The following is a 20,683-nucleotide window of genomic DNA, read 5'->3' as shown; positions in this document are numbered from 1 at the left end:
AAATCAAGCTATCATTATGCCTCTAAAGACGCTCTTTCTGAACCCGCCCTCCTTCGAGAAATTTGACGGTGGTGCCAGCTCCCGCTGGCCCGCAACCCGCGAGATCGAGTCCTACTGGTATCCCGTCTGGCTCACCTATCCCGCCGGCATGCTGGAAGGCTCCCGTCTCCTCGACGCTCCGCCCCACCACATCAAGTGGCAGGAAGTCGTCGAGATCCTCAAGGACTACGAGTTTCTCGTGCTCTTCACCAGCACCATGGGCTGGGACGGCGACCAGAAGATGGCTGAGGTCATCAAGCAGACCTACCCCAACATCAAGATCTCCTTCGTTGGCCCTCCGGTGACCACCTCCCCCGACAAGGCCCTCAACGAGTGCCCCGCCATCGACTTCATCTGCCGCCGCGAGTTCGACTTCTCCGTCGTCGAGTACGCCAACGGCAAGCCGCTCGACGAGATTCTCGGCGTCAGCTACAAGGACAAGGCCACCGGCAAGATCCTCCACAACCCCGACCGCGCACAGGTCACCCCCGAGCAGCTCGACGAGATGCCCTGGGCCACGGAGATCTACCACCGCGACCTCGACGTCACCAAGTACAGCGTCCCGTTCCTCCTGCACCCCTACGTCTCCCTCTATTCCACCCGCGGATGCCCCGCTCAGTGCACCTTTTGCCTCTGGCCCCAGACTCTCTCCGGCCATGCCTGGCGCAAGCGGTCCACCGATGATGTGGCAGCCGAGATGAAGCAGGCCAAAGAACTCTTCCCCCACGTCAAGGAGTTCTTCTTCGACGACGACACCTTCAACATTCAGAAGGCCCGCACCATCGAGCTCTGCGAAAAGCTGAAGCCACTCGGACTCACCTGGTCCTGCACCTCGCGCGTCACCACCGACTACGACACCCTTAAGGCCATGAAAGAAGCCGGCTGCCGTCTCCTCATCGTGGGCTATGAGTCCGGCGACCCTCAAATCCTCAAGAACATCAAAAAGGGTGCCACCGTCCAGCGCGCGCTCGACTTCACCCGCGACTGCCACAAGCTCGGCCTCGTCATCCACGGCGACTTCATCCTCGGCCTCCCCGGCGAAACCCGCGAGTCTATTCGCAACACCATCGACTTCGCCAAGCAGCTCGACTGCGAGACGATTCAGGTCTCCATCGCTCACGCCTTCCCCGGCACCGAGTTCTTCGACTACGCCAAGGAGAACGGCTTCATTACCAACGAAGCCATGAGCGATGAGGGCGGCCACCAGATGGCTCACATCGAGTACCCCGGCCTCCCCGTCGAGTACGTCATGGAGATGGTGCACAAGTTTTACGACGAATATTACTTCCGTCCCAAGGCTGCCTTCCGCGTAGTCTGGCAGGCCATCGTCAACCGCGACGTGCCACGTCTCTACACCGAGGCCAAGTCTTTCATGAGCCTTCGTTCCAAGCGCAATAAAGCCGTCCGCGCCGTCAAGGAAGCCAACGCCGCCAAGGCGCAGGAATCCGTCAGCATGAACGCGTAACTCTCCGGTTTCTAAAGCATCTAAAGAGCGGTCAGCATGCAGATGCTGGCCGCTTTCTCTTAGCCTTCACCACCTGAACGGATCGACAAGTATGCAACACACCCTCACCCCCCGCCGCTGGCTCGTTCTCGTCGCCGTCATGCTCGGCGCGTCTATCGGCGACGCTCTCCTCGGCATCGGCATGAAGCAACTGGGTCCTGTCTCCCTCCACCACCTCAGCGCCCTCTTCTTCGCCCTCAAAAGTCCCTGGATCATCTCCGGCATCATCGTGCTGCTCGGCTTCATGGCCTGCTACATGACCGCCCTCAGCTGGGCCGACATCACCTTCGTCCTTCCCGCCACCGCCTTCGGCAACGTCATCGTGACCATCCTCTCCCGCTTCTGGCTGCACGAGCACGTTTCACCCTCCCGCTGGCTCGGCGTCGCCCTCATCGTCATCGGCGTCGGCTTCGTAGCCAACGGCCCCTCCCGCACGGAGCACGTCTCTGTAGAAGTTGAGGCCCTCCCATGAACCCCACCACCCTCCACACCTGGGCCACCATCGCTGCCGTCGTCATCACCGCCACCGCCGGTGACATCCTCATCGCAGGCGGCATGCGCAAGCTAGGCGACCTCGACGACATCCGAGCAAAATCCGGCCTGCTCGGCGCGATCAAGGCGGTCCTCTCCAGCGGCATGTTCCTCGCTGGCATCACCTGCATGGCGTTGAGCTTCTTCTCGCTCCTCTTTGCGCTCTCCGGAGCAGACCTCAGCCTCATCGCCCCCGCAACGGCCTCTCTCACTTTCATCACCACGGCCGCAGCCGCAAAGTTTTTCCTCAAAGAAAACGTAGACAGTCGCCGTTGGATCGCCGCGCTCTTCGTCTGCGCTGGAGTAGCCCTACTAGCAAAATAGCGAGCAAAGTAGCATGCCATTCCGACCAACGGGAGGCCATCCAACGCACCCTCACCAAGATAAGGTATACAAGTCACGAAGTGACCGCTCCACGCGAAGTGGGCCCGTCCGGCAGGACACCTCACCAGGTATAAAAAGATCCAGCTCAGCCCCGGCTAACCCACCGCATCAACTCACCAGCCGCAGCCAACTCTGCCGCACCCGTCCCGACAACAATCACATCGCTATGTTCTGCTCCACTCACGAAACCATCCGGTTCCGCACAGCCATGCCCATCCCCTGCGCCAGAATCATCAGTTTTCTCGAAGTCGGCACACTCACCCGCTCAGAAAAAACATCGTAGTTCTTCGCCATAATCCGTTCGAGAAGCCCGCGGTAGATCGTCACCAGAACCCACAGCGCAGCGCGGCTATCCTTATCGATTAACGGCAGCAACTCCTCCGCCGCTGCGTAGTACACGAGCGCGCGCGCCGCCTCCTGCGCCAGCAAGCTCCGCACAACCTTCGTCTCAGCCTCTCGCCGAACCACCTGCAACAACTGCTTCACTTCCACCCTACCGGCACTCAGATCCTGCAGCGGAAGATAGATCCTACCGCGTTCTGCATCCTCGCTCACGTCTCGCAGAATATTCGTCAACTGAAACGCAACCCCGGTCTTCTCCGCCAAGTCCTCCGCCCGAGGATCCGTATACCCAAAGATCCGGATACAAACCAGCCCCACCACCGAAGCAACCAGGTAGCAGTACCGATACAACCCCTCGAAATCCTGATACACCTGCAGCGTCTGCGTCTTATCTGCCACCGTTTCAGTTACAGAAACCATCCCCGCCTGGCTTCCCTCAATGTCCAGGTCCATCGTCGTGCCGCGTACCAAATCCTCCAGCAACGCATCCGGAATCGCAAATCTCTTCTGCGTATCATTCAACGCCAGAAAAACCGGATCCTCCGACACTCCACTACGCCGCGCCGCACGCCATGCCTCAAGCCAATCCCCCATCACCACTCGCCGCTCTGCTACCGGCAGCGTCTCATCGTCGGAGATATCGTCAGCGCGCCGCATAAACGCATACACCGCGCACATCGCATTCCGCTTGTGCTCCGGCAGAACGCGAAAGGAGTAGTAGAAATTCTTGGCCTCCCGCTGCGCAATCCCCGCGCACACGGCATAAGCTTCAACAATTGTCACGAGGCCATCCCCGCACGCAGCTTCCCAACCAGCGCCTCCGTCAGCAACCCGACTTTGCGCGCCTTCGACACCACAGGCCTGCCACGAAGCACATCAAAGTCCTGCCTCGCGATGCCATTCAGAATCGCCTCACCACCCTTGCAAAACAAGTCCAGCACCACCTTCAATTCTTTATCCACATGCAGGCTGATCTCACCACCTTCAAGCAGCATCGCCCGTGTCCGCGCCACCAGCTCCTGCATCATCCCGCGAAACTCCGGCGTAAACACCCGACCCTCGATCTGCCCTTCCTCCACCCCAAACCGCAGCATCGACTCCGCAGGAACATACCGCCGTCCCCGCTCCTTATCCTCCACCACATCCTGCCAGAAGTTCGCCAGTTGCAGCGCCGTACAAACCTTGTCCGACATCAACGCCCGTGCTTCATCCGTATACCCGCACACCCAAAGCACCAGCCGTCCCACCGGATTCGCCGAGTAGTGCGAATACTCCAGCAACTCCTCCCAGCTCTCATACTCCGTCTTGTGCTGGTCCATCCGAAACGCATGCAGCTGATCTAGGAAAAGCTGCCGCGGCGGATCGCACTCTCGAATCGTTTCATGCAGCGCCACAAACACCGGATGCATCGACTGCTCCGGCGCGTCGTAACACTCCTCCAGCATCGCTCCCCACGTATTCAGCAGCCGCGTCGCCACCCCGCGATCCTCCACCTCCTCCCCCAGATCATCCGCCACCCGGCAATACGCGTAGATACTCTCGAAGTGGGGCCTCACCTTCGCCGGAAGGAAAAACGTCGCTACATGAAAATTCTCATAGTGCGTCGTCGCGAGCTCTTTGCACCACGCCTGCGCCTCTGCAAGAGTCGGCCTCTCCAGTGGCGTCAGATACTCCGGCGGAGCACCCACCAGCGCATGCTGCGTGGCAGTCTCGCTCATCGGGGCCCACCTTCCGGAAACACCGCCGTCTTGATATCCTTCGCCCACCCATTATTTCTGTGCATCATGCCTGCAAAGATCGCCGGAACCTCGTCGAGCCCCGCGCGTCCCGTAATGTACTCCGCACACTTGAACCGTCCACTCGTCACCAGCTCAAACGCCGTTCTGCAAGTCGCCGGCGTATGGTGAAAACTCGCCTTCAACGTAATGTCCCCATAGTGCAGCCGGTTGGTATCGAGCTTCACCTTTGTCCCGCTCGGCGGCCCACCAAAGAAGTTCACCAGCCCGCCCTTCCGCACCATATCGACCGCCCACTCCCACGTCGTGGGGGTCGCCACGGCTTCGATCACCACATCAGCTCCCCGCCCCTCATTCGTCAGAGCGCGCGTAGCCGCAACAATATCCTTACCCCCATCCACCAGAACCACCTCGCTCGCCCCAAACAGCTTCGCCGCGCCCACCTGGTTCTCGCGTTTCACCACCGCAATCACATCTAAGCCGGCAATCTCCGCCGCGTGCATAAACATCAACCCGATCGGTCCCGCCCCGATCACCACCATGGTGTCCCCCGCCCGAGCTCCGCTCTCCTCGAGTCCCCGCACAACACAAGCCAGCGGTTCGGTCAGCGCCGCATACTCCAGCGGAATCCCATCCGGCACCAACAACGTATTCTTCTCAACGATCCGCGCCGGTATCCGAATAAACTCCGCGTAAGCCCCATTGTTAAAAAGCAAGTCCTCGCACAAGTTCTGCTGGCCATGCCTGCAGAAAAAACACGCATCACACGGCGCCGAGTTCAATGCCACCACCCGGTCCCCTACCTTGAACGCCGTCACACCGGCGCCAACCTCTTCCACCACCCCGGCCAACTCATGCCCAAACGGAATCGGCGGCTTCAACATCATGGCGTGGTAGCCTCGCCGATAGACCTTCAAATCCGTTCCACAGGTCAGCGCGGCACCCACACGCACGACCAGTTCTCCGGCTTCGGCCTGCGGCACTGCCACGCGCTCCAGCCGCAGATCTTCCTTGCCGTACAACACCGCCGCCGTCATCTCAGCTTTCACTCTTCTATCTTCTCATCCCCACCCGGTCGATGCACCCTTCGATCGCCCCGTAACCCCTTAAAGAACCTGCAATCTTCGTCTCGGCATCTGCATCTGATAATCTGAGCCACATAAACATGCCCTTTGTCTCTCCAGAGATCTTCGCTAAGCAAACACTTGCCTCGATCCAGGACTACTCCATCCTGTCCTGGCGTGCCGTCTCTAACCTCTTCACACGCCCACGTTACATGGCCGACATCTACACCCAGATGGACTACATCGGCGTCGGTTCCATGCCCATTGTTGTTCTCACCGGCTTCTTCACCGGTTGCGTTCTGGCCCTCCAGTCCGCCACCTCGCTCGAAGCCTTCGGCTCCGTCAGCCTCACCGGCAACCTCGTCGCCCTCTCCATGGTCAAAGAACTGGGCCCAGTCCTCACCGGCCTCATGGTCTCCGGCCGCAACGCCTCCGGCATGGCCTCCGAGATTGGCTCCATGAAGGTCACCGAGCAGATCGACGCCATGCGAGCCCTCGGCACCGACCCCGTCCGCAAGCTCGTCACCCCGCGCCTCTACGCCACCATCTTCATGCTCTTCTTCCTCACCATCATGTCCGACGCCTGCGGTATCGCCGGAGGCGCGCTGATCAGCATCGCCCTGCTCGGACTCAACGGCTCCTCCTATTTTCACAACTCCTACCGTGCTCTCCAATACGGAGACGTCGTACAGGGTCTCGCCAAGCCACTCTTCTCCGGCTTCATCATCGCAACCGTCGGCTGCTACTTCGGTATGAACACAAAAGGGGGTACCCAGGGCGTCGGCAAAGCCACCACCCAGGCTGTCGTCATCTCCTCAGTCTTCATCATCATCGTCGACCTCATCGTCACTCGTGCCATGATCGGCATCTTCGGCAGGTAAGGAGCGGAAATCATGGCAGACCTCGCCCAATCCGGCTCCGCAACGCTCCAACAGGAACCGGACTCACAGGAGCCCGTCGTCGTCGTAGACGATGTCTCCATCATCTTCGACGTCAAACCCGTCCTCCAGAACATCTCCTTCACCGTCCAGCGCGGCGAAACCCGCATCATCCTCGGCCCCGCCGGCGGAGGCAAATCCGTCCTCATGAAGCTCGTCAACGGCCTCCTCAAGCCCGACACCGGTTCCATCCACGTCTTCGGCCACGACGTCTCCACCATGCCCGAAGTCGACCTCTTCAAACTCCGCAGCCGCGTCGGCATGGTTTTCCAGGAGTCCGCGCTCTTCGACTCCCTCTCCGTCGGTGACAACGTCGCCTACCGCCTCCACGAAGACCACGTCCCCGAGGAGGAGGTCCACAGCCGCGTCGTCGAAGCGCTCCAGTTCGTCGCCCTCGAAAACACCATCGATAAGGTCCCTTCCGAACTCTCCGGAGGAATGCGCCGCCGCGTCTCCATCGCCCGCGCCATCATCACCCATCCCGATCTCATCCTCTACGACTCCCCCACCGGCGGCCTCGACCCCATCACCTCCACCACCATCATCGACCTCGTCATCAAACAGCGCGACGTCACCCAAACCACCTCGCTCGTCATCACCCATCGCATTCAGGACGCCTACCTCCTCGCCCGCAGCCGCTTCAACCCGCAAACCGAAAAGGTCGAGCAGATCCCCAACAACGGCATCGACGACAGCACCAAATTCCTGGTCCTCAACGAAGGCAAGGTAGTCTTCGACGGCACCACCGAAGAACTCGTCCACTCCAACGACCCCTGGCTCAAGGAATACCTCTCCTAATCTTCCTCGCAAATGGATCCGGTCCTCCGCCACACCCCGATACACCGGCCATTCACTGTGCTTGAGTGATAATAGTTTCAGGATCGTCCAGTTCACTCTCTCGGAGCGTCTATGAGCCGGGTCCTCGTCATTGGAAGTCACGCGAAGGTGAGCCGTGAGGTCAGCAGCGCACTCAAAGCTGCGGGTTTGCCTTTGGAGCATGCTGCCGGGCACGTCGACACCCTGCAGCGCTTGCGCAAGCGATCCTTCGGCGTCGTCATCACCAGCCCCGACAGCGCTCTCGATGAAGACCTCGCCCTGCTCGAGGAGATGCGCGCCATCAGGCCTGGCGTAAAGTGCATAGTCCTCGCCAGCCACGGTACTCCCGATGATGTCATCGCCGCTCTGCGTGCCCGCGTGTTCGCCTGCTTCACTCCCCCGTTCGACGCATACAACATCGCCAACCTTGCGCGTCGCGCGGCCTCCGACAATCAATGGCGCGACGACATTCATGTTCTATCCGCTCGCCCCGGCTGGGTGTCAGTCCGCGTCAACTGCCGCGTAGTCAACGCTGAGCGCCTCATGAGCTTCGCGAAAGAACTCAACGCTCAGTTACCGGAGGACATACAGCTGGACCTGATGCTGGCATTGCGCGAGATCCTGATGAACGCAATGGAGCACGGAGCCGCTTTTAATCCCGAACAGGTCGTTGAACTCACCTGCATTCGCACCGTAAGATCCATGGTGTTTTACCTGCGCGATCCCGGATCCGGCTTCCGCCGCGAATCACTTAGCCACGCGGCCATCGCAAATCCCAACGATGATCCCACCAACCACATCCTGCAGCGCGAGCAGGAAGGAATGCGCCCAGGCGGATATGGTCTTCTCGTCGCAGCCGGCACTGTAGACGAGTTGATCTACAGTGAAATCGGCAACGAAGTGGTCCTCATCAAGTACCTCGACTCCCCCCCGCACTTCAAAACAACATAACTCACCGATTCACCATACGAGAAACGGTTGCAATCTCTCTCAGGCTTTGGCCTGCCCATCCTCCAGAGGAACGATATGACCTGCGGAGCGAAGATAGCGGAAGAGATGATCCAACGGTGGTTTGGGTAAAAAATCATCCAGGGTCATCAGATCACGGTCAGCGGACTCCCGCAAAAGGCCTTCGGGAAAGCCCCCAAGCGCAGCGATCAACACGTCCTTCTGCATGGGAGCGACGTAGATCGTAACGTCGGTGGAGAGCAATCGACCGAAGCCTTCTAACACGGCCCCCGGCGAAGCCTGAAACACAGTCTCTTCCATCAGATGAAGAAACATCGAGATCCAGAGGACCACCCGGACAGGAGCAGCCGTATAGCGGCGAAAGTAATTCACAGCCTGGTAGCCTTCCTCATAATTGGTGACCACAACCGTGCCTAAGGGAACAAGCTGCTCGATCAGAGCCAGCAACTCTGCGTTATCAGAGGCCGCCGGGCCTTCGAGATTTCGAGCATTCACTTCAAGGACGGCTAGAGGTTCGCGATCGGTGGGGATCCCTTCAGCCAGGAACTCCCGTCGCGCAGACTGGATCGCTTCCAAAGCAGATGGACCGGCATGGCCGCGCAAGGTCCTCTGCACGATCAGTGGACGCTTGCGAAGAGGAGTAGCTGGCTCTACCGCCTTGACCTCGGAATCGAAGACCAACGCACGGCACATATCTGCGCGAAGCAGGTTCAGGCACCACAGCCGCGAGTCTGCACCAGCGAACACAGGACCACTCAGTTCAAGAACGTCAATCTCCAGCCGCTCAAGCGACAAATCATCGAACAGCCCAGCCAGAAAGTCCCCCTGCGAAGACCGCTGGTGATAGCACGCATAAATCAGATTCACCCCAAGCGTGCCGATGGCCTGCTGCTGCAGCTGCGCCGTGGAATCCCCCAGATTGATGTGGAGAAGAATCTGATTCGGCTCACCACCGGGCTCGGCCTGGAAGCGGAAACCAAGCCAACCGTGCTGCTCATTGGTTCCCTGATAGTTTCGCGTGGCGACAGTATCCGCAAAAACGAAAAATCGCGTATGTGCGCCGCGATCTTTGCCAAGTCGATCAAGCAGAATCTGATACTCGTGATCGAGCATTGCCAGCAGGCGCTCCTTGGAAACGTAACGCGTACCTGCACCGTAGATGTCGTCGCTAACGGTCTTGTCGTAGGCCGAGATAGCTGACGCGACCGTTCCCGAGGCAGCGCCAACGCTCAGAAACCAACGCGCCACCTCCTGACCGGCTCCAATTTCGGCAAACGTCCCGTAGAAGGAACCCTCCAGATTGATCGCGAGAGCCTTCGCATGAATGTCGGTTGACTGCTGGGATGTTGGGTCAGGCACAAGCGTCTCCGTTAAAAGAATTCAATATGGGCGGGAGTATATCGCAGAGTGAGCGGGGGATCGCACTTGTCGCGACGCCCTCTCTTCAGTAATCGGCACATCCAATACCTCAGTCAATCCACTTGAAGGAAATGTTGCGCAGGTAACGCGAGAGCCCGCCACACCAGAGAGCCGGCCACACCAGAGAGCCCGCCGAACCAGCAGCCAATGGATAGATACCCTAGCGCTTTCCTTTCTTCCACTCGGCATAAGGAATCCGCGGAATATTCAAGAACGAACCACGCGTCTTCACATAGGCCCCCAGCCCATTCATCCGTCCAATCGCATGCAGTTCCTCCGACAGCACATAAGGCCCCGCCGGATCGACGAACTTGTCTTCGATATAAATCGACACCACCCGCCCCAGCACAATCCGCGACCGCCCAATCTCCATCGTCGTAAACTCTTTGCACTCGAGCGCAGCATGCGCCTCTGCAATGCGCGGCACCTTGACCACATGCGACGGTGCCGTCGTAAATCCAGCCATCTCCAACTCGTCGAACTCCGCCGGAAAATCCGTAGCGCAGATATTCATCTGCTGTGCAATATCCTCGGTCACCACATTCACCACAAACTCACCTGTCCGCCGAATATTCCGCGCCGTATCCTTCGGCACATAATCACTCTCAGGCCGATTCGTCACTCCCATCCCGATGATTGGCGGATCGGTACAAAGGTAGTTGTAAGAACTAAAAGGTGCAGCATTCATCCTGCCCTCGTGATTCATGCTCGTCACCAGCGCAATCGGCCGAGGCGCAACCAACCCGATCAGCAGGTTATAGGTCTCACGCGCCTTTATCTTCTCAATATCAAAAATCATCTCGACTCCCTGTACCCTTCAGCAGCCTAGCACCGACCCTTGCCGTCTGCCTTCTTGTTGTTGCCCTTCTTGTTGTTGCCTTCTTGTTCTTGCCTTTCTTGTTTTGCCTTTTTTGTTTTGCCTTTTTTGTTGTCATCCCCGAAGGGAATCTGCGGTTGTCGTTGCCGTTGTCGTTGTCGTTGCTGTTGTCGTTGTCGTTGCTGTTGTCGTTGCTGTTGCGGTTGTCGTTGCGGTTGCTGTTGTCGTTGCGGTTGCTGTTGTCGTTGCTTTTGCCGTTGCCATTGTTCCTGGCGCTGCCGTCGCTTTCTCTCCCCAAACATTCGTCATCCTGAGCGAATTTGCTCACGGCACTTCGTGAGCAACGCAGTCGAAGGATCCCCGTATTTCGTTTTTGCCGTTGCCCTTGTCCTTCCTTGTCACAGCTCCTGACAGAAGCCGAAGGTTACAGAATTCCTTTGTGCTTTCACGCTTTCCCTCCGACATCGCTCCACTCTGAAAACCCGAAATCCCTCGCGATCCAACCCTCCCCAAACCCTTGTCAAGCCCCCAAACATCAAAAACCCGTGCCAGACAAGGAGAATCGCGTGGCGTATTAGTTACCCCAAATCGAATAAACTTAAAGTAGCGGTTGAATAAAAACGTCGGCCAGCCGCAAGCGCTCACCACATTCCTTCTTGTTCGGCCATAAGTCATTCAAATGCAATATTTTGCAAGTAAGTCCTCTAGTTGGAATATTTTACAGACACAACCGCTGTCTAACCTACTGCAAACAATAGACTTGCGTCCAAAATACCCCTTGGGGGGAGGGGGGAGGGAGTGCGTCTCAGTCGGCTAACCAACGCTGGCCAACGAGATCGCCATACAAAGCCACGCACTTCACCACAACAGCCACACATCGCACCACAAATTCACCACAAAATGAAAACGCCCGTAGAGCCGAAGCTGCTCCACGGGCGTAGCAATCTGAGAACGAAAAAATGGAGAGAGCGATACTTCAGCCCTCTCCCCAACGACAGCTTAGTAAGGCCGGTAGTAGCCCGGACCGTAGTAATAGCCCGGAGGAGGAGGAGGAGGATACCTGCGGCGGAACTGCGGATCCGCTCCCACTGGAACACCTGCACTGAGCCGGTTCAGCTCAGCCTGCGACACAGTGGTTATATCCGCCGGCTGCGTCAGATGGAACACCAGGATCGCCTCAGGCGGCAACGCAGCCTCGCCTTTGCCCGAAGCCGCCGACACGCCCAGACCAGCCACGCCGCCGACACCCGCGCCAACCGCGGCACCCACACCGCCGCCAGCCACACCGCCGATCAAAGCGCCAACTGCACCTAAACCAACAGTGTTCGCGACCGTACTCCCAGTCTTATCGGCCCCCTGGTGCCACCAGAAATCAGTAGCAATCGGATAAACCCTGCCACCGAGCGAAACAGAATTGAGTTGCAACTTCAACTCGCCTTTGCCCTTCAACTCGCCCGCAGTGTGCACCGCAACCACGGTTCCCTGAATAGAAGCACCTCGAGGGATCGCGATCGCGCCACCAGCAACCACATCATTCAGAACCACGCCGTCAAACGTCGTTCCGACCGTGGTGCTCTTGCTATTCATCCCCTGGTTGATCCGAACCCGAAGGTTCGTTCCAATCGGCACAACGACAGCGTCTCCGCCCCTCTGCGCCACATAAGGCCGAGGCGGAGGATACTGCGGCGGGTAAGGCTGACCATACGCCGGATACTGACCCTGCTGCTGACCCTGGTAAGGCGGCGGATATTGGCCACCTTGCTGAGGAGCCCCATAAGCGGGCGGATACTGGCCACCTTGCTGCTGCCCCTGATATGGGGGTGGGTACTGACCCGCCGCACCCTGCGGCGTACCCGGCGAGGGCGGACTATTGGGGGCAGGAGAGTTATTTGGAGCAGGAGGGTCCTGCGCTTGCGGAGGAGCTATCGAACCATCCGATTGAAGATTCGGATTCGTCCCTTGCGATGTGTCCTGCTGCTGCGTCGGTTCGTTGGTGACAGCCGGCACAGCGCCAACGACCAATTGATCAACCACCTTCACAACCCCAGTGGTATTCGAAACCAGGTGGTCCGCCAGATCGCGCAACGGCTCATCGCGAACGGTGCCACTCAGCGTCACTACACCGTAGACAGTAGTGGAGGTGATCGCCTGATCGGCCAACTCCGGGGCACCAGCCAAAGCCTTCAAAACACTCGCTTCAATCTGGGCGTCGGGCAGGGTTCCTGGCTTTGACTGCGCAAACCCTACACCGCCTGCCAATACCAGACAAGCCATCAAAAATGCGGCCACCGCCAACTTCGAAAAAGACATGCACTTACACCTTCGGTACATACAGCCCTCCGCTCCACCTCTGGCGCGACGCTCGATCCGCCACGCTAATACTCTATGGATGCAGACTCAGTTTTCAGAAAAAAGTTACGCTCGCACCTACTCGACATAGGCAACAAAAGCGCTTGCGCCTCTGCTCCGGGGTTGATTGACCGTAGCCGAAAGTAACGGTATATTCAAAGAGCGGGGTGGAGCAGCCCGGTAGCTCGTTGGGCTCATAACCCAAAGGTCGTAGGTTCAAATCCTACCCCCGCAACCAATCAAATCAATAACTTCTGGGAGTCGACAAAATCGAATCGGCTCCCAATATCTCCCAATAAGAAAAATCGCAGTTCAGGCGCTCGCTTTCAACGGCTTGAGCACCATCTCCACAACCTTCCCATTCGCTTCTCGCTTCGATGACGACATTGCTTGTCCGTAGACGTTCATCGTCGTCTGGATTGAAGCGTGTCGCATCAATTCCTGCTGCACCTTCATCGGAGCTCCGGTCTCGTCCAGCCACGAACGATACGTGTGACGGAACGTGTGCCAGCCGATGGCCCCATACTTGCCGGAGTTCTTCACGCGCGTGTCATGCAAAAGCATGCGAACGCCGTTTCCGGTTTTCTGATCCTGGTTACACCAGACACCACGTGCCGCCCCGCACGTCGGACATTCCACCACACAGCAACCCGAAGGGCGAAGATGCCGCTTCTGGATCTCGGTGGGATAGTAAGGCCGGTTGGTTCTCGGATTGGCGAAGACCCAGCCCTCTTCCGTGGGCACCGCTTGCGTGCTCCACTTCAGAACGATCTCGGTCAAGGACGGATGCAGAGGAACGTAGTCCTGGGAGTATTCGGTCTTGACGTCGTCCACCCTGCCGTTCACAAAGCTGCGCTGAACGAGAAGCTGGTTTTTGTCGAAATCGAAGTCGTCCCATTGAAGCGCCGCGATCTCGCTCACGCGAAGACCTAGGCATTGGGCGATCTGTACCATCAAGCGCCACGGCTCTTGCAGTGTCGCTACGATGAGTTCGAACTCCTCCACAGTGAGCGTGGTCGGACGTTGCCGGCGCTTACTGCCGCCTTTCACGCGAACCAGCGCTATTGGGTTTCTCTGCTCGTTGAAGACTTCCCAGCGTGCGGCACACTGATACATCAGGTGCATCACGCTCTTCAAATGCGCCCTGGACTTCGAGGCCATAGGGAGATTCTTCAACCAATCCTCGACCGCCATCGGTCGAATCTTTTCGAGCAGATACTCGCCCCAGCGTGGCTTCAGGTGATTCACGATATTGGACCGGTACGACTTCGCAGTGGAGTACCGTTCCGGCATCTCCTCCTGCATATAACGGTCGCAAATAGCACCGAACGTCACCGCGGCCATGCGCTGCTGCGGAGTTTCAGAGTTAAGGGTTAGAAGAAGGGCTTCCACTGCCTTCTGCGCGTGAGCTTTGGTTGGCAACTTTTCGACTGTGCCGACGATGCAGGACTTGCGTCTTCGATCGCCTTCCTCAGTCGATTCGTAGTACCGAAACTCCCAGGTGTCCGGCCCCTTCTCCCGCTTCTTTCGGGTGAGACTTCCGAATTGGTAACATGCTCGTGGTATCAAGATTCCTCCTTGATTCACGGCACGAATGGCTGATTCAAGGGTAGCCGAGTGCGGGCCGTTGCATCTGCGGAAAATGAGGTTTTTCTTTCGCTTCAGCCAGCCTGCTTGCGGTCGATCCACTGGTCGATTGCGGAAGCCCGAAAACGCCACAACTTGCCAACCTGAACACCAGCGATTTGCCCACGCAGCACCATGCGCTGCAGGGTGCGCGGATGAACTCCCAGCACAGCAGCGGCGGCGTGACTGTCCAGTAGGGGTTCCACGCCTGCTCGACCGAGGATGGGTAGAAGGCGCTCAGAAGTGGGTGGTTTCTTCTCGTCGAACATTCAAACCTCCAAGTACGTGACTTGAAGGTGAATGTTCTTGCGGGTGAAGTCCAATGAGTTTCCCGACTGAGCTTATGCGCTGAGCGCATAAGGGTGGGGACTTCGGCTACCACACAATCTGACTATGAACGCTCCAATAATTTCAGGACAAGGCGAAGGAACCAAGATTGACACCGCCCTCGAAAGCTGTGGATAATTTAATACCGGCGGTGGAACGTCACCACTTTCTGCTTGCTGGCGCAGTTGATCCCTATTGCAGAGCAAAGGGGTACGGGCCATGCCGAACAGAATCAAAATGAGGCACCTGGAAGCTGTCATAGCCTTGGCCGAGGAGATGCACTATGGCCGAGCGGCGAAACGGGTCGGCTTGACCCAATCGGGCTTGAGCCGGTGCATACAGAGCGCCGAGCGCGAGGCTGGGGCTACTCTCTTTGATCGAAATCGATCCGTCCTCGAACTTACGGACGCGGGAAGATCCTACGTCGAACATGCCCGGATTTCAGTTGCCCACGGGGAACGGGCTATGCGCTCCGCGATCGAGACTCGGGGAGGAGCAGACTCCGTTCTCCAGATCGGGAAGGCACCCGACGTTGATCCAGCGCTTGTCGACATACTCTATTCCATTCGACTTCCTCTCTTCCCCACGCTGGATATCACAGTACAAAGTGAATCTTCGTCGGATTTGGCCCACGATCTCCTGAGCACCGATCTTGACCTGGCGCTCATCACTGACCCGACGCGGAATGCGAAGCTGACAATGACCAAGTTGTCGGAGACGCCACTTCATGTTGTCATTCCGCGCGATCACATCTTGAGTTCCAAGGTCTCACTCAAACTGACAGACTTGCGAGACGAACGCTGGATCGTCTTTCAGAAGCGTACTCACCCAGTGCTTTACGAAAGAATCATGAAGCGAACCCAGGATCAAGGCTTTCACCCGAGGGGCATTGACCATATCCTCTACCCGGATGAGGCCGAGCACCTGCTGCTGGCGACTCGCCGGGTGGCGTTGCTCACGAAGGCAAACGCATTGAAGCTTGCCGGCGAGCGGCTCGTTGCAAAGCCGTTGGACGAAGAGTTGCTCTGCCTGGAAGAGTGGCTCGTTGCTCGTGCCGAGGACAATTCACGGCTGATAAGCGAGTTCGTACGTGCGTTCGTCACCCGGTCAAAGACTGTCCTGCAACCCCCGCAGATGAGTCTACCGATAGGAGCCGGTGGCTCCATCCGATGCTCGACTTCTTAGGGAAGGTTTCCCACGCTTACGACTCGTCAGTAGCGAAGAAAGTGATGGGCTTTCCATAAATCTTGCTGATGGCCCAGAGTTCGGCAACGTCGATCGCACGCTCGCCGGTTTCACACTTATTCATGTAGGAATGGGCCATGCCGAGCCGCAGCGAAACCTCCAGCTACGTCAGGCCCGCCTCTTCCCGAGCAGAGATTAATTTCGACAGCACTCCGTCGTAGTAATCTCTCATCGCGGGACTGCGCCCCTTCCGAGATTTCCGAGCCTCCGGTTTCGCTTTTCCTGCCACACCTAAAGTGTGGTGAACGGTTGACCTGATCCCCTAATAAGGGACATCATGGTCCGATCAAACAAGGGGTGAGGCCCATGTCAGATCCAAAACTTGAATTCCCAGAAGTTGTCGGCAAGTTCGTTGCCGAACTGTCGGTTCATGAAGACGCCGAGTTCGGGAAAGAAGTCCTGGTGAGATTCACAGATGGCACACAGCTCTCGATTACGGTGGGAGTGCGACAGGTAATCGACGCTCGTTATTGCAACGAGGAGACGCCGGACTTGCCGATATTTCACAGGCGGGTAAGCTGATCAGGATATGTCTGTTCGATCACACAGCTCGGCGCATTCTGCTGCGACTGCCTTATTGAGAATTCGGTGGACATGCCAGAGATTGCAAAGCGAGGGCTTGTTTGCTCGAACTCTGCCCCAAAAACAAGGGCAGGCGTGACTGTCGCGAACGCCACGGCCTTCAAACAAGCTAAAGTGCTCGCCTTTTCTCGCTTACTAGCGATAACTTTCCCTATGCGTACGGTGTTCTGCCCGACATAGGCATCTCAATAGAGGTGCTACATGAGGTAACTCCATGTCTGGGACCAAAAGAACGCTTTTCGATCCTGCACGGTTCTTAGAAGCGGCGGGCGTAACCCACAGGATGGTTCAGGTAAAAACAGGACATGTCTTCTTTTCGCAAGGTGGTCTCGCGGATGCGATCTTTTTCTTAGATTCAGGCAGAGCGAAGTTGACCGTAGTCTCGAAGCGGGGTAAAGAGGCTACGGTCACGATGCTAGCTCCCGGCGATTTTATTGGAGAAGAATCGCTTGCCGGCGGCACTGAGCTTCACGACGCCACTGCAACGGCAGTCACGCCTTGCAAGGCACTGAAGCTAAGCCGCAGAGAAATGGTGTTGCTTCTGCATGAACAACATGAGTTTTCTGACATCTTCCTAAAGTTCGTCCTGCTTCGCGGGGTCAGAACTCGAGAGGATCTCGTCGACCAGTTGTTTAACAACAGCGAGAAACGTCTCGCTCGCACTTTGCTCATCATGGCTGAGTTCGGTAAGCCGGGAGAACCGGAGAGCATGATCCCTCCGGTCACTCAGGAAGAGCTGGCGGACATGATCGGAACGACTCGATCCCGCGTGAGCAAGTTTATGAATAACTTCCGCAAGCTCGGCTATGTCTCCTACAACGGTCGAATCCATGTCCACAAGGCACTGCTGAATGTGGTGCTGCACGACCGGCTGCCTGAGCAGACGGCGAGCAGACCGGTCGTGGTCGACCACGAGCAAACTCCAGCACAGAAGAGAAAGCGCGCCACGGTAGTTTAAAGCTCTCTGCAATTTACCGCAGTCACCAGAAGACGGTCAGGAGAGGCACACCCCTCCTGCCATCTTTTGCGAGCCAGCAATGTGCTGTTCGCACCCTGTATTACGTCGAGAAACTCGTGAGCAATGCAGCACAGTACTAAGGACCAGGGTGATCAATACTCATCTGGAGCGCAAGATTCCTCCAGAGGTAGAAACAATGGTCTCCTCCCGACCCGAACTAATCATCGTCGATGATGAATCATCCATCCTAACGTCTCTGCTTTCTGGTGTTCCTTTCTATTCCTCTGCCTGGCGAGGGATTCTCCTGGTCGAACCGGACATCACTTTACTCACAGCCGAAGTTCTTTCACTCACTCGTTCGAACTACTGCGTAACGCCCGCTTTCAGTCAGGCTGAAATCTTTGCGCTGCGCGAGACGAAAGCAATCGCTCTCGCGATTCTTAGCGATCATCTCGGTCCTCGAATCCTTGCTGCGGTTGCCCAAACCGTGAGGAAGCAATGGCCACTCGCACGAATACTGATCCATGGCCGTCCGGAGCCCATGTTGGAAGATCATCTCTACGACGAAGAGATGAGTCGTTCTTCGGATCCCAAGAAACTCATTGAAGACATTGAAACACTCTATAAAGGTTCATGGAATCAACGCTCACACACTTTGGACTGGGATGTGAAGCGCTCAGGCCCCGGCGCCGGTCGGTCATTGATTCGCGAGAGCGACCCGACCAAGTTTTCAACTCTGAACACAATTGACGCGGCACTCCGTCGGGACATGCCTTCTAGCATGAGGTCTCGGCCAAGATGAACAGATAGATGAATCACTTGACTTGGAGCTATTTTTTAATCCTCAACCTTACTATTTACATAATTCAAGGACCGCGATGTTAGGCGATAAGTTCTCCGATTCCGTTACGAATCAGTCTCATTCAGGCCGCCAACTAGGACGTGTGGAAAAACGCACAGCAATCCGCGACGGCTTCCTGGCAACCTCCCGGACAGGCGTGGCGGCAATCGTCGTCTCCGATGCTTTCACCATTGAAAAAGACCGCAGCGGTAAGAGAGTCCGCAAATCTTTGCCGACGGCACTTGGGGGTCGAATACCACAACAACCGGTTTTCGTACCGGCTGTGCAGAAACTGACTCCTTCACCGTAGAGGCGCTAATGTGGTGTGTCCGAATGCTCACCGTGAAAGCACCGATAGTGCGAGCCTGTAGGTGACGATGAGTTGGTCGATAGCCTGATAAGCCCGGAACGCCGCCGGTGTCGCCGAGACAAGACCGAAGGACTCGCTCGGACACGATCGGCTCTGAGGAGAACCGAGTTCTGCTTTCGAGTTGGCAGAGTCGTTCAGTCGCAGCAGCGACCGCACTCGTCTCTTAGGTCCCGAAATTTAACGGCAAGCAGTTTCAAGAGAACAAAGGAGAATGTAGATGTCCATGATGAACTCAGTTGTCGCTGTATATAACACCCACTCGCAGGCAGAAGCAGCCATCAAGGAACTGCAAGAGGCGGGCGTGGACATGAAGAGCTTGTCGATCGCCGGCAAGGATACTCATACCGATGAACACGTCGTGGGTTACTACAACGTTGGGGATCGGATGAAGCGCTGGGGCAAGATGGGAGCGTTCTGGGGAGGATTCTGGGGACTGTTGTTTGGAGCCGGAATGTTTGCGATACCAGGAATTGGCCCCATCCTCGTTGCCGGGCCGTTGGTTGCCTGGATTGTTGCGGGACTTGAGGGTGCAGCTGTTGTGGGTGGAGTCAGCGCCATCGGTGCAGGACTTTTTAGCATTGGTGTTCCCAAAGACAGCATCATCCAGTACGACGTAGCGCTGAAGACTGACAAGTTCGTGCTGGTCGTGCACGGTACTCCCGAAGCCGTGGATCATGCAAAAGAAATCATTGAAGGAACCGAGCACCATTCGTACACCGTCCATGGTGAATTGGTCACGGCTTAGAGGGGAAATTACATTGCGGCCGGCTGGGCCTCGCATCGCAGAGAGGCCCAGCGCCGCACTTGTTGGGCAGAAGGGTTATTCAAATGAAAACGAACGGTTCGTTTCCGGCTTTGATCTTCATTGTGATTGCAGGTATTGGGGCAGTTCTTGGTTTTAGTGTGCACGCCACCGGACACGATTATCTTGCCTTCGTAGTATTCGGCATGGCCATATTCGTGGCCGCAATCACCTCGTCCGCTATCCGAGTGGCCGATCAATGGAGCAAAGCCGTCGTCTTAAGGCTTGGAAAGTTTCGGGCACTGCAGGGACCAGGACTTTTCTTCATCATCCCCCTCATTGACACCATTCCCTATTGGATCGACACGCGAGTCCTGACGAGTTCGTTCAAAGCGGAAAAAACGCTCACAAAAGATACCGTTCCTGTGGATGTCGACGCCGTCCTGTTCTGGAAGATCGTGGAACCTGAGAAGGCGGCCCTTGCCGTCGCCGATTATCAGAGCGCAATCGGGTGGGCCTCCCAGACCGCCCTGCGCGATGTGATCGGCAAGACCATGCTTTCGGACATGCTGGAAGGGCGAGACAAAATCAGCGCCGTGCTCCAGACAATCATCGATGCGCGAACCCACCCCTGGGGCATCAGCGTCCAGTCGGTTGAAGTGAAGGATGTCCTGATCCCCGCGTCTCTTGAAGACGCGATGTCGATGCAGGCTCAAGCAGAGCGAGAGCGTCAGGCCCGAGTCATACTTGGCGAGTCGGAGTTGCAGGTCGCGTTGAGTTTTGGAGAAGCGGCCAAGACTTACACTAACAACCCTGTCGCACTTCACTTGCGGGCGATGAACATGCTGTACGAAGGGCTCAAGCAGAACTCGACAATCGTCATTGTTCCGAGTTCCGCGATAGAGACGATGCAGTTGGGTGGGCTCGCCGGTCTCACTGCCCTGACGATGGGACTTGGTCAGGACAAGGCGCTGGGAGCAACCAACAATCAACCGCAGATGAATCTACCGCCCGAGGTGCCGGCCCCAAATGGCGTCGCACCAAACGGGCATGTTTGAGCCGATCCGAAACCCAACCGATGTTG

Annotated in this window: 21 protein-coding genes, 1 tRNA gene and 1 pseudogene; 13 read left to right on the top strand and 10 right to left on the bottom strand. The window is 57.2% G+C overall.

Annotated features, from left to right (window positions below; translation table 11 throughout):
• The first annotated feature begins 16 nt into the window (after positions 1-16).
• From hpnJ to RBB76_RS20615, 3 genes are all read left to right on the top strand, one after another.
• The gene (hpnJ, locus tag RBB76_RS20625; RefSeq protein ID WP_429629577.1) at positions 17-1,504 is read left to right on the top strand and encodes a hopanoid biosynthesis associated radical SAM protein HpnJ; all 1,488 of its coding nucleotides are present in this window, start codon (positions 17-19) and stop codon (positions 1,502-1,504) included.
• Positions 1,505-1,595: 91 nt separating this feature from the next.
• The gene (locus RBB76_RS20620; RefSeq protein WP_429629576.1) at positions 1,596-2,015 is read left to right on the top strand and encodes an EamA family transporter; all 420 of its coding nucleotides are present in this window, start codon (positions 1,596-1,598) and stop codon (positions 2,013-2,015) included.
• On the top strand, positions 2,012-2,398 hold the full coding sequence (locus RBB76_RS20615; protein ID WP_429629575.1) for a hypothetical protein: 387 nt from the start codon (positions 2,012-2,014) through the stop codon (positions 2,396-2,398). The genes RBB76_RS20620 and RBB76_RS20615 overlap by 4 nt, the downstream gene beginning before the upstream one ends.
• 240 nt (positions 2,399-2,638) lie before the next feature.
• Here RBB76_RS20615 and RBB76_RS20610 read toward each other — a convergent pair whose 3' ends face one another.
• The 3 genes from RBB76_RS20610 to RBB76_RS20600 are packed head-to-tail and all read right to left on the bottom strand — an operon-like array spanning position 2,639 to position 5,573.
• Positions 2,639-3,583 (bottom strand): phytoene/squalene synthase family protein, encoded by a 945-nt coding sequence (locus RBB76_RS20610; RefSeq protein ID WP_429629574.1) that lies wholly within the window; start codon positions 3,581-3,583, stop codon positions 2,639-2,641.
• Positions 3,580-4,518, bottom strand: coding sequence for a squalene synthase HpnC (gene hpnC, locus RBB76_RS20605; protein ID WP_429629573.1), 939 nt, complete (start codon positions 4,516-4,518; stop codon positions 3,580-3,582). Before hpnC ends, RBB76_RS20610 begins: the two co-directional genes overlap by 4 nt.
• Positions 4,515-5,573, bottom strand: coding sequence for a zinc-dependent alcohol dehydrogenase (locus tag RBB76_RS20600; RefSeq protein WP_429629657.1), 1,059 nt, complete (start codon positions 5,571-5,573; stop codon positions 4,515-4,517). Before RBB76_RS20600 ends, hpnC begins: the two co-directional genes overlap by 4 nt.
• Before the next feature lie 128 nt (positions 5,574-5,701).
• Here RBB76_RS20600 and RBB76_RS20595 point away from each other — a divergent pair, with 128 nt between their 5' ends.
• From RBB76_RS20595 to RBB76_RS20585, 3 genes are all read left to right on the top strand, one after another.
• Entirely contained in the window at positions 5,702-6,481 is a 780-nt protein-coding gene (locus RBB76_RS20595) for an MlaE family ABC transporter permease (protein ID WP_183977942.1), read from the top strand.
• 12 nt (positions 6,482-6,493) lie between these two features.
• A complete protein-coding gene (locus tag RBB76_RS20590; protein WP_429629572.1) occupies positions 6,494-7,336 on the top strand; it encodes an ABC transporter ATP-binding protein in 843 nt (280 codons plus the stop codon).
• A gap of 111 nt (positions 7,337-7,447) precedes the next feature.
• Entirely contained in the window at positions 7,448-8,305 is an 858-nt protein-coding gene (locus tag RBB76_RS20585) for an ATP-binding protein (RefSeq protein WP_429629571.1), read from the top strand.
• A gap of 39 nt (positions 8,306-8,344) precedes the next feature.
• Here RBB76_RS20585 and RBB76_RS20580 read toward each other — a convergent pair whose 3' ends face one another.
• From RBB76_RS20580 to RBB76_RS20565, 4 genes are all read right to left on the bottom strand, one after another.
• Positions 8,345-9,682 (bottom strand): hypothetical protein, encoded by a 1,338-nt coding sequence (locus RBB76_RS20580; RefSeq protein WP_429629570.1) that lies wholly within the window; start codon positions 9,680-9,682, stop codon positions 8,345-8,347.
• Between the two features lie 220 nt (positions 9,683-9,902).
• Entirely contained in the window at positions 9,903-10,541 is a 639-nt protein-coding gene (locus tag RBB76_RS20575) for a flavin reductase family protein (RefSeq protein WP_429629569.1), read from the bottom strand.
• On the bottom strand, positions 10,531-10,887 hold the full coding sequence (locus RBB76_RS20570) for a hypothetical protein (protein ID WP_429629568.1): 357 nt from the start codon (positions 10,885-10,887) through the stop codon (positions 10,531-10,533). The genes RBB76_RS20575 and RBB76_RS20570 overlap by 11 nt, the downstream gene beginning before the upstream one ends.
• Before the next feature lie 671 nt (positions 10,888-11,558).
• Positions 11,559-12,869: a BON domain-containing protein gene (locus RBB76_RS20565; RefSeq protein ID WP_429629567.1), complete on the bottom strand. Its 1,311-nt coding sequence runs from the start codon at positions 12,867-12,869 to the stop codon at positions 11,559-11,561.
• Positions 12,870-13,069: 200 nt separating this feature from the next.
• Here RBB76_RS20565 and RBB76_RS20560 point away from each other — a divergent pair.
• Positions 13,070-13,146 (top strand) — tRNA-Met (locus RBB76_RS20560).
• 74 nt (positions 13,147-13,220) lie between these two features.
• Here RBB76_RS20560 and RBB76_RS20555 read toward each other — a convergent pair.
• Both RBB76_RS20555 and RBB76_RS20550 read right to left on the bottom strand, forming a co-directional pair.
• Complete coding sequence (locus RBB76_RS20555; protein ID WP_429629566.1) at positions 13,221-14,477, bottom strand: tyrosine-type recombinase/integrase; 1,257 nt, start codon at positions 14,475-14,477, stop codon at positions 13,221-13,223.
• Between the two features lie 92 nt (positions 14,478-14,569).
• Complete coding sequence (locus RBB76_RS20550) at positions 14,570-14,803, bottom strand: helix-turn-helix domain-containing protein (RefSeq protein ID WP_429629565.1); 234 nt, start codon at positions 14,801-14,803, stop codon at positions 14,570-14,572.
• Positions 14,804-15,080: 277 nt separating this feature from the next.
• Here RBB76_RS20550 and RBB76_RS20545 point away from each other — a divergent pair.
• Both RBB76_RS20545 and RBB76_RS20540 read left to right on the top strand, forming a co-directional pair.
• A pseudogene (locus tag RBB76_RS20545) lies at positions 15,081-15,266 on the top strand (helix-turn-helix domain-containing protein); the annotation flags it as partial.
• Between the two features lie 60 nt (positions 15,267-15,326).
• Positions 15,327-16,046, top strand: coding sequence for a LysR substrate-binding domain-containing protein (locus RBB76_RS20540; protein WP_429629656.1), 720 nt, complete (start codon positions 15,327-15,329; stop codon positions 16,044-16,046).
• 16 nt (positions 16,047-16,062) lie between these two features.
• On the opposite strand, the gene RBB76_RS20535 is transcribed toward RBB76_RS20540, so the two are convergent.
• Positions 16,063-16,197: a hypothetical protein gene (locus RBB76_RS20535; RefSeq protein WP_429629655.1), complete on the bottom strand. Its 135-nt coding sequence runs from the start codon at positions 16,195-16,197 to the stop codon at positions 16,063-16,065.
• 215 nt (positions 16,198-16,412) lie between these two features.
• Between RBB76_RS20535 and RBB76_RS20530 the strand changes: the two genes are divergently transcribed.
• The 4 genes from RBB76_RS20530 (at position 16,413) to RBB76_RS20515 (ending at position 20,657) form a co-directional block, all read left to right on the top strand.
• The gene (locus tag RBB76_RS20530) at positions 16,413-16,628 is read left to right on the top strand and encodes a hypothetical protein (RefSeq protein ID WP_429629564.1); all 216 of its coding nucleotides are present in this window, start codon (positions 16,413-16,415) and stop codon (positions 16,626-16,628) included.
• Between the two features lie 274 nt (positions 16,629-16,902).
• On the top strand, positions 16,903-17,646 hold the full coding sequence (locus RBB76_RS20525) for a Crp/Fnr family transcriptional regulator (protein ID WP_429629563.1): 744 nt from the start codon (positions 16,903-16,905) through the stop codon (positions 17,644-17,646).
• 1,428 nt (positions 17,647-19,074) lie between these two features.
• Positions 19,075-19,602 carry a general stress protein gene (locus RBB76_RS20520; RefSeq protein ID WP_429629562.1) on the top strand — a complete coding sequence of 176 codons (528 nt, stop codon included), beginning with the start codon at positions 19,075-19,077 and terminating at the stop codon, positions 19,600-19,602.
• A gap of 83 nt (positions 19,603-19,685) precedes the next feature.
• Positions 19,686-20,657 (top strand): slipin family protein, encoded by a 972-nt coding sequence (locus RBB76_RS20515; protein ID WP_429629561.1) that lies wholly within the window; start codon positions 19,686-19,688, stop codon positions 20,655-20,657.
• Positions 20,658-20,683: the final 26 nt, after the last annotated feature.

It is taken from the genome of Tunturiibacter psychrotolerans (assembly GCF_051013365.1).
Lineage (GTDB): Bacteria > Acidobacteriota > Terriglobia > Terriglobales > Acidobacteriaceae > Edaphobacter > Edaphobacter psychrotolerans_A.
This window is presented reverse-complemented; position numbering and strand designations above follow the sequence as displayed.

Bases quoted from the DNA above. Each gene is read 5' to 3' on its own strand.
- hpnJ (WP_429629577.1), top strand. From the start codon at position 17: ATGCCTCTAAAGACGCTCTTTCTGAACCCGCCCTCCTTCGAGAAATTT.
- RBB76_RS20620 (WP_429629576.1), top strand. From the start codon at position 1,596: ATGCAACACACCCTCACCCCCCGCCGCTGGCTCGTTCTCGTCGCCGTC.
- RBB76_RS20615 (WP_429629575.1), top strand. From the start codon at position 2,012: ATGAACCCCACCACCCTCCACACCTGGGCCACCATCGCTGCCGTCGTC.
- hpnC (WP_429629573.1), bottom strand. From the start codon at position 4,518: ATGAGCGAGACTGCCACGCAGCATGCGCTGGTGGGTGCTCCGCCGGAG.
- RBB76_RS20600 (WP_429629657.1), bottom strand. From the start codon at position 5,573: ATGACGGCGGCGGTGTTGTACGGCAAGGAAGATCTGCGGCTGGAGCGC.
- RBB76_RS20595 (WP_183977942.1), top strand. From the start codon at position 5,702: ATGCCCTTTGTCTCTCCAGAGATCTTCGCTAAGCAAACACTTGCCTCG.
- RBB76_RS20590 (WP_429629572.1), top strand. From the start codon at position 6,494: ATGGCAGACCTCGCCCAATCCGGCTCCGCAACGCTCCAACAGGAACCG.
- RBB76_RS20585 (WP_429629571.1), top strand. From the start codon at position 7,448: ATGAGCCGGGTCCTCGTCATTGGAAGTCACGCGAAGGTGAGCCGTGAG.
- RBB76_RS20575 (WP_429629569.1), bottom strand. From the start codon at position 10,541: ATGATTTTTGATATTGAGAAGATAAAGGCGCGTGAGACCTATAACCTG.
- RBB76_RS20565 (WP_429629567.1), bottom strand. From the start codon at position 12,869: ATGTCTTTTTCGAAGTTGGCGGTGGCCGCATTTTTGATGGCTTGTCTG.
- RBB76_RS20550 (WP_429629565.1), bottom strand. From the start codon at position 14,803: ATGTTCGACGAGAAGAAACCACCCACTTCTGAGCGCCTTCTACCCATC.
- RBB76_RS20540 (WP_429629656.1), top strand. From the start codon at position 15,327: ATGCGCTCCGCGATCGAGACTCGGGGAGGAGCAGACTCCGTTCTCCAG.
- RBB76_RS20530 (WP_429629564.1), top strand. From the start codon at position 16,413: ATGTCAGATCCAAAACTTGAATTCCCAGAAGTTGTCGGCAAGTTCGTT.
- RBB76_RS20525 (WP_429629563.1), top strand. From the start codon at position 16,903: ATGTCTGGGACCAAAAGAACGCTTTTCGATCCTGCACGGTTCTTAGAA.
- RBB76_RS20520 (WP_429629562.1), top strand. From the start codon at position 19,075: ATGTCCATGATGAACTCAGTTGTCGCTGTATATAACACCCACTCGCAG.
- RBB76_RS20515 (WP_429629561.1), top strand. From the start codon at position 19,686: ATGAAAACGAACGGTTCGTTTCCGGCTTTGATCTTCATTGTGATTGCA.